This is a genomic window from Streptomyces sp. NPDC053431 (genome assembly GCF_044544925.1).
GTDB lineage: Bacteria > Actinomycetota > Actinomycetes > Streptomycetales > Streptomycetaceae > Streptomyces.
This window is the reverse complement of the sequence record NZ_JBITXX010000054.1, coordinates 1-6,914: the sequence shown is the minus strand read 5'-3', so window position 1 is coordinate 6,914 and position 6,914 is coordinate 1. Positions and strand designations below refer to the sequence as shown.

At 68.7% G+C, this 6,914-nt stretch carries 4 protein-coding genes and 1 pseudogene; 4 read left to right on the top strand and 1 reads right to left on the bottom strand.

Annotation, left to right across the window (positions count from 1 at the left end; all coding sequences use genetic code 11):
• Positions 1-316: 316 nt before the first annotated feature.
• Positions 317-966: pseudogene (locus tag ACIGXE_RS37310) on the top strand (transposase family protein).
• A gap of 795 nt (positions 967-1,761) precedes the next feature.
• Entirely contained in the window at positions 1,762-2,862 is a 1,101-nt protein-coding gene (locus ACIGXE_RS37305; RefSeq protein WP_399754609.1) for a L,D-transpeptidase, read from the top strand.
• A gap of 96 nt (positions 2,863-2,958) precedes the next feature.
• Here ACIGXE_RS37305 and ACIGXE_RS37300 read toward each other — a convergent pair whose 3' ends face one another.
• Positions 2,959-3,171, bottom strand: a complete 213-nt coding sequence (locus ACIGXE_RS37300; RefSeq protein WP_399754607.1) for a DUF1918 domain-containing protein — start codon at positions 3,169-3,171, stop codon at positions 2,959-2,961.
• Between the two features lie 362 nt (positions 3,172-3,533).
• Between ACIGXE_RS37300 and ACIGXE_RS37295 the strand changes: the two genes are divergently transcribed.
• Both ACIGXE_RS37295 and ACIGXE_RS37290 read left to right on the top strand, forming a co-directional pair.
• On the top strand, positions 3,534-3,776 hold the full coding sequence (locus ACIGXE_RS37295) for a hypothetical protein (RefSeq protein WP_399754605.1): 243 nt from the start codon (positions 3,534-3,536) through the stop codon (positions 3,774-3,776).
• A gap of 2,757 nt (positions 3,777-6,533) precedes the next feature.
• Positions 6,534-6,914, top strand: a 381-nt coding sequence (locus ACIGXE_RS37290) for a transposase (RefSeq protein WP_399754610.1), incomplete at its 3' end; no start/stop codon positions are given.

Genomic DNA, 6,914 nt, shown 5'->3' with positions numbered 1-6,914 from the left:
CACGACGTCCACACAGTCCGCAAAACAGACACCACGAAACCGAAGGCGAAGAAGTCAACGACCCCACGGCCTCGCCGCACAGGTTAAAGATCAAGCTAGGCGCTGTCTGATAATTGAACTGACGGATGGCGGCGTGGGAGCGGATAGCGCCCCGTTGTCTGGTGCTGATAGCCGTGGCGGGATCACCGGCAGGTGATCAATGAGCTTCTTCGAGTTGGCCACTGATCGGGTGACGGCCGAGGGTTCGTAACGGGCACGGCTCCCGGACGGTTGAGCGAGAGATCTCACATCTCAACTCGCTCGTCAGGGGGCCTTGTTGGTCATCTGTCCTGCCGCATTGGACCTTCCGCATGCCCTCGTGGAGTGGGTGACGATGCTGATCGTCACCCGAGAGGGTGACCGCCGGTGCAAACTACCGGCGTCCCAGCGGGCTCTGATCACGCTCGTGTACCTGCGCGAGCACGACACCCTGGCCCAGATCGCGGCCGGCTTCCGGACCAGCGAGAGCACCGCTCCCTCGCGCACCCGTGCCCTGCGAAGGGCACGCCCGCAGTACGTGCGCGTGGACGGAACCCTCGTTGAGTGCGACCGCGTGGGCAACGGCCAGGACGACTACTCGGGCAAGCACCGCGAGCACGGCGTGAACGTTCAGGCTGTCACCGGCCCAGCCGGCCGACTCATCTGGTACTCGCCGGCCATCTGTGAGCGGCTGAAGATCCCCGCTCTCGCGGACAAGGCCTATCAGGCCGCCGGCGGAACGTTCGCCACACCCGTCAAAAGGCACCGAAGCCGTGACCTCACCGTCAAGGAGAAGTCCGTCAATCGGGCACACGCCCGGCTCCGCTCACCTGTGGAACGGGCCTTCGCACAGCTCAAAGCCTGGCGGATCTTCCGCAAGCCCGCGTCAGCCCCAACCGGCTCACGTCAAGCCTCAAAGCCGTCCTCACCCTGGAGAAGCAACGCTGAAGAAGCTCAATGGAGACCCCCCACCCCCCTCACGGCCCCTGAAAGCCTCAACGGCCCCCAGCGCCGACGCACAATCCGCACCCTGCGCATCCGCGACCTCTTCGGGTCACAAGGCCCCGCTGGGATACCACCCCGCACGCAGGGGACAGCCAGCCACCCTCGCAGGGAGGCCTGGAATGAGCGCCCATGCGCTCTGACCGGTCCCCACCTCGCCCTACCCGCGGCCTGGCCCGCACCGGCCGCCCAGGCGCTCGAGCAGACCCGGGCCGAGGGCTACCGACGGGATGGTCGCCAAACGGCTCTCCAATCCCTACCTGCCGGGCCGCCGTACCCGCGACTGGATCAAGATCAAGCACCTGCCCCGCGCTGAGTGGGGGACAGGACAATTTGGGCTCCGACGGACGGTCAAGTAAGCGCGGGCCGTCTTGCAACGGCGTGAGCACCGAGGTGTGGTTCAGGGCGTGGGAAGCGGCCGGCCAGCGCGGTCCATTCCTCGTCGTCACCGCCGGGGACGAGGCGTCCGGCGTGGCGCCATTCCCGCACCAGTTGCTCGTAGATCGGCTCCGCGCCGGGGCGGGGAAACGTTTCGACGGTGCGCTGGGCAGCGATCGCGGGCCGCGGCCGCGTTGTCGTGGGGGCCATGTGCGGTTAACGCCGCCCGGCGACCCCAAGTCACCCTCGTGGGCGGCGGCGGGTCTCGGTTGGCCGCAGCCGGGTCGCGCCGACGGGCGGGCACGTTGATCCTGCAGGTGACGTCTCTTCCGCCCGTGTGCCTTGTGGTGTCAGGAGGTGGGTATGCCGGTGCGTGCCGTATGGATGCGGGGTGTGCTGCCAGTGTCTGCGGGACTGCTCCTGATGGTTACCCTGGCGCCCCCGGCAGGGCAGGCGCCTGCAACCGTGCACCGGACCACGGACTGGACCGCCACCACGTCTGGCATGCCTGTTCGTTTTGGTGTCGTCTCTCCTGCCGCCCCGGGATCACTGCGGGCGGCAACCGCCGCTCGGCCGCTGTTGCGGGCGGGTGCGCGGCCGTCCGGGGCTGGGGCGCTGAGGGTCCGGTTCGGCCCGGGGCCGGGGGTCTACGGGGTGGGGCAGCCCCTGACCGCCCACCTCAGTCACCCGGTGCCACAAAGTGACCGGCGGGCGCGGGCTGCGGTCGAACAAGGGCTGCGGGTCACCTCCGTCCCGGACGCCGGGGGGTCCTGGCACTGGGTGGACGCGCAGACCCTCCACTTCCGGCCCTCGTCCTTCTGGCCCGCCCACGCCGTCATCACCGCCCACAGCGTCCTGGACGGGGTGAAGATCACGGACACGTTGTACAGCGGCCGGTCCAAAGCGTTGAGGATCAGCACGGGGGACCGCATTGAGGCGGTCACCGACATCGCCCGGTTCTCCATGACCGTCTACCGCAACGGCCAGGCCGTCCGGAGGATTGCGGTGACCACCGGCAAAGAGGGCTACCGGACCCGCACCGGAATCAAAGTGGTCCTGGAAAAGCAACCGGCGGTCCGGATGAAGGGGGATTCCATCGGCATTCCTGAGGACAGTCCCGACGCCTACGACCTCGACGTCCGCCATGCCGTCCGGGTCACCTGGAGCGGGGAGTATCTGCACGCCGCGCCTTGGTCGGCCGACGCCCACGGCAGACAGAACGTCAGTCACGGCTGTACTGGCATGAGCACCGAAGACGCCGCCTGGCTCTACCGCACCCTCGCCCCCGGCGACGTCATCCGCGTCCTCAACGGCCCCGGACCGCACATGGATGCCTTCAGCAACGGTTATGGCGACTGGAACCTCAGCTGGTCGCGGTGGCGAGCGGGCAGCGCCCTACCGCCCCCACCGGCCGCGGAACACGCCCCCGCCTCGGCCGCTCCCCGCATGGCTCCCCTGCTCTGAGCTGGCCCTGCTCGATGGTCGAGCGCCGTCCACCACCGGTCTCATACCAGGAAAACCGGGAGGCGCCTCCCGGTGAGCAGTGGGGTGGAGCGGTGTTCAGCCTTCCGGTTCTGCGGCGGTGCGTGGTACGGAGGAATCGACGGTACAGCCGGGGCCGGGGAACACTTCGCTTTCGTGTCCGTCGTCGTAGCGCACCCGGTACGGCGGCTCACCCTCCGGCCCGAGAACCTCCACCACCCTCACGCGGTGCCCGGCGGAACCGACCTTGCGGCCCGGAAACCGCAGCACATCACCCTCGTTCACCCGCATCCCGGCACCCCTTTCGTATCGGTCCCGGCCGGAGAGCCAGGACGTGACTGACGTCCTCCAGTGTGCGCCCGGCAGCACAGGCCCGCACCAGAGGAAGGCCGGCGCCGACGTCCCGTCCACCGGCCCCGCGGTCTCCTTCGCTTCCGTCTCCCCGCGCTCGAACGAAACGCCGGAGCCGGAGCTCAAGAGGCGGGCTGCTCGCTGTCACCGCCTGCCGGACATACGGTCCTGGCTACCTGTCCTGACCGTGAACTCCTGGAGCGTTCATGAGCACTCCCCCGCCCAGCCTGGCAGCGCCTCTCCGGCCTTGGGACCTTGACGTCCTTCAGGCCGTCCGGTCCTGCGCGGCGCCCCTGTACGCGGTGGCCTACCCCACCCCACGGGGAGACTGGCAGGTCTCCCTACTGGAACGACCCGACGCCACCCTGCGCGACAGCTTCCAGGCCGGCGGCCACTGGCCCCGCGCGGTCGACCAGCAGCTTACCGACCGCGGCTATGTCGCCCTGGCCTCCCTGCTTTGCATGAACTGGACCCCCCTGCCCCGGAACGGACGAGGCTCCGAGGTCTTCCGCGACCACCATGACAGCGACACCGAAAGCTGGTAGCCCCACCTGCGACGGGACCATTCACGGCCGGATTCAGGCGTTCCTTCCTATTCTGCGTAGCTTCTCGACCAGATCCGCTCCTCCAGGGCTTCGTGCTACCTGTGAGCAAGAGCCTGTGCCAGACAGCATGCGGTCACGTCCGCTTGGGCGTGGCTGATGATCATGCTGTAGGGCGGGGGGAGGACCGTGGTGCCGGTCGCTGTGTCGAGCGGCCGGCACCACGGGCCGGGAAGAGAGACGGCCCGGTGGTACTGCCCCCAGAGCGCGCATGGGCACCGGGCCTCACCCGCGCACGCCAGATCGGCACGGGCTGGCGCTGACCCTACCGGGGGTGGAGGGGCGAGGCGGTGCCAGGCTCTGCCGGACTCCGGACCGGTACTTCAGCACGTCCCCGCAGGTCGCGGCAAGTGGCCGGAATCCGGGGAGGAAAGGCGAGCAGCCCAGACAGCTCGTTGCCCTCCTTGAGGGCCGCGCCCAGCACCGCTCCGGGTGATCTCGCAGACTGCTACAGGTACGGCGCATGATCTCGGCCCTGGAGTACATCGTGAAGAGCATGCCGGTGTCGACGTACCTCAACCAAGGCCAAGGATCGACTTCAGGAAGGAAATCCGCCCACGCGATACGCGGAGGGGTGAGCACGCCGGAGGGGCGGTCACGAGGAGGCCGGTGGGCCCTGGCTCGGGGGCGTGAGGGACGAGGAACACCGCGATCGCGGTGCCGAGGGAGGAGTTCCCCCACCCGAATGGTGAGCAGACACGCGTCACAACCGCTCCGGCGCCGGCGGACGTCGCGGACGTCCTCGGCGTTGCAACGGGCATGGCCGAGCGTCCGCTGGAACGGCGTGAGGCAGTTTCTGCACGCATGCCGACGCCCGAGGAGGCAGCAGCTCTACTCGTGCCCGAGACCGGCGTCCCGCTACTGCGGGCCGTCCGTGTCACGGTGCTCCCGGCGAAGCGTCGACAGCCGGAGCGGGTGGTAGAAGTGCAGGACATCTGGATGTCGCCGAGCTGCTCGCAGTTGGCTACTTGGTGGCACGCGGGGCGAGCGCGAATTGGCCAGAACGCCGAGCCACCAGCGATTAACAAGGCGAACCAGCACGCTGAGTGGCGTCTTGCCGGGCGCCTTCGGGCAAGGCACCGGCTCACGCGCAAGCGTGTGGCCACCACATGATGAGGCCTTGAGCGTACGAGATACACAGTGCCCAGGTACGCCTGCTCCGGAAAGCCTGTTCGAGGGCCCGTATGCCATGAATTGGGCGATGTCAACGTAGTAGGCGTAGTCGCCGCCTGTGAGGTCGCGCGGCCGGGAGAGCCGCGCTGATCTTGTCGCGGTCGCCGTGGCCGGCGTGGTGGAAGCACACGGCCGGTTCCAGCGCGGCTTCGGCGGCTGTCAGGCCATCGTCGCTGATCTCGGTGCGCAGCAGGCGTAGGGGCTTCAGGTTGCTGATGGCTCCGGCGTCTCGGACAAAGGCGGCGAGTGGTGAGTGTGGCGGCCCGTCGGTCGAGCCCCCTCAGCATCGGGTCGGCGAGGTGGCCCTCGTCGAGCTCGTGGCCACGCTCGCCCGCCGCCAGCACGCGCCGACCAGCCGTCGCCGGCCTGGTCGTCGGCGCTGCGGATGATGGAGCGGACCAGCCCGTAGCGATCGACCGCGCCGGGCCAGGACGGGTGACAGCTACGGCGTCCTTTCAGTGCCACCGGCCATAAACCGGAGCTCCGGCCCCTGCGATCGTACGAATCATCGGAGCAAGCCCTCATCGGGAAGGTTAGGGCACCCTTTACGTCTCGTCCCGCGGGAACTTGTGGTCCCTGCCGCAGCGCAGAGTGATGTCCCCGCTCGACTTGTCGAGCTTGTGAAACAGGAACAGCTCCCGCGCGTCGCAGTCCTCGCAGACCTCAGCCCGGGCGACGGGCCCCAAGGGCAACGGCATCGAGGGCGAGGGCCCTTCGACGTAGATGCGGTCTGGGTCGAGAGTGTCGGGGAACGACCGCTCGAAGGGTTCCCAGTCAGGATGGCTTCCCTGGAGGCGCCGTCCGATCCATAAAAAGCCAGCCACCGTTATAGAGCCGAGGGGCACGCGCCGGTCACCCGCATTCACCTATCCAGCCCTCTGACAGGGGTGGGCGGCTTGGGCGGCCCGGAAGCGGGGCGGGCCGGGGGGCGAGGGTGCGGCGCGGCCGTCGCAGGCCAAGGTGGGGAGCCGTGCCGCTCGGGGGGTTTTGGCACGGCTCCCGGAGAAGGGCAACCGGCCCGGCCCTGTTACCGGTGCGGCTGCATCTTCAGGAATACGGCCACGACGCCGCCCCCACAACCGGTGCAGAGCCATTCGGGCCGAGGACAGCTACCGCACCCTGGTGCTGCCGGGTGCGGACACGCGAGATGGCCTGGTTGCTGTCTTCTATGTGGCGATGCCCGAGAAGGCGGCGGCGAGGCGGCGACGGCGTCCTCGGCGGCCGTGAGTTGGGCCAGCGTCGGGCGGGTGGTCCCGAAGGAAGGCGCCTCGTTCGAGTGCAGGGCACGCCGTTGAGGATCGGCGACAGTGCTTCGGCACCTGCCGATGAACCAGGCAAGAGGGCCGTGGGCGCGGGCGAGGACGATGGCAAGGGCGGACAGAGCCTCACGCAAATGGGCCAGCCGCTCGATGCCCGGTAGGGCTTCCTGGTCCGTGCGGGGCCGACCGCCTCCTGAGGCCAGTGGCCGTCCGCAGGGCCAGATCCCGGCGCTCCGAGGAAAGGCGCCAGGTCCTCTCACCAGCCCGCATAGATGCCCGAGAATTGCACGTCCTGTCCGACCGGTCCGGGCGGCCCCTCGTTGTCGGGATCTCTGCGGGCAACGTCCACGACAGCCACAGGCTGAATCCCATGGTGGCCGGTCTCCAAACGAGACACGACCCCCATCGCGGCCGGCATTTCCACCCCGGAAAGCTCCACGCCGATAAGGCCTACGACACCCATGTCCTGCGAAGATGGATCCGCCGACAGCGCATCACACCCCGCATCGCCCGCAAGGGCACCGAGTCGAAAGAGCGCCTGGGCCGGCACCGGTGGGTCATCGAGCGGACCATCTCCTGGCTCACCGGTTACCGTCGGCTCAACCACCGCTACGAACACGACCCCACCAACTACCTGGCCTTTCCCGGA

Bases quoted from the DNA above. Each gene is read 5' to 3' on its own strand.
- ACIGXE_RS37300 (WP_399754607.1), bottom strand. From the start codon at position 3,171: ATGCGGGTGAACGAGGGTGATGTGCTGCGGTTTCCGGGCCGCAAGGTC.
- ACIGXE_RS37305 (WP_399754609.1), top strand. From the start codon at position 1,762: ATGCCGGTGCGTGCCGTATGGATGCGGGGTGTGCTGCCAGTGTCTGCG.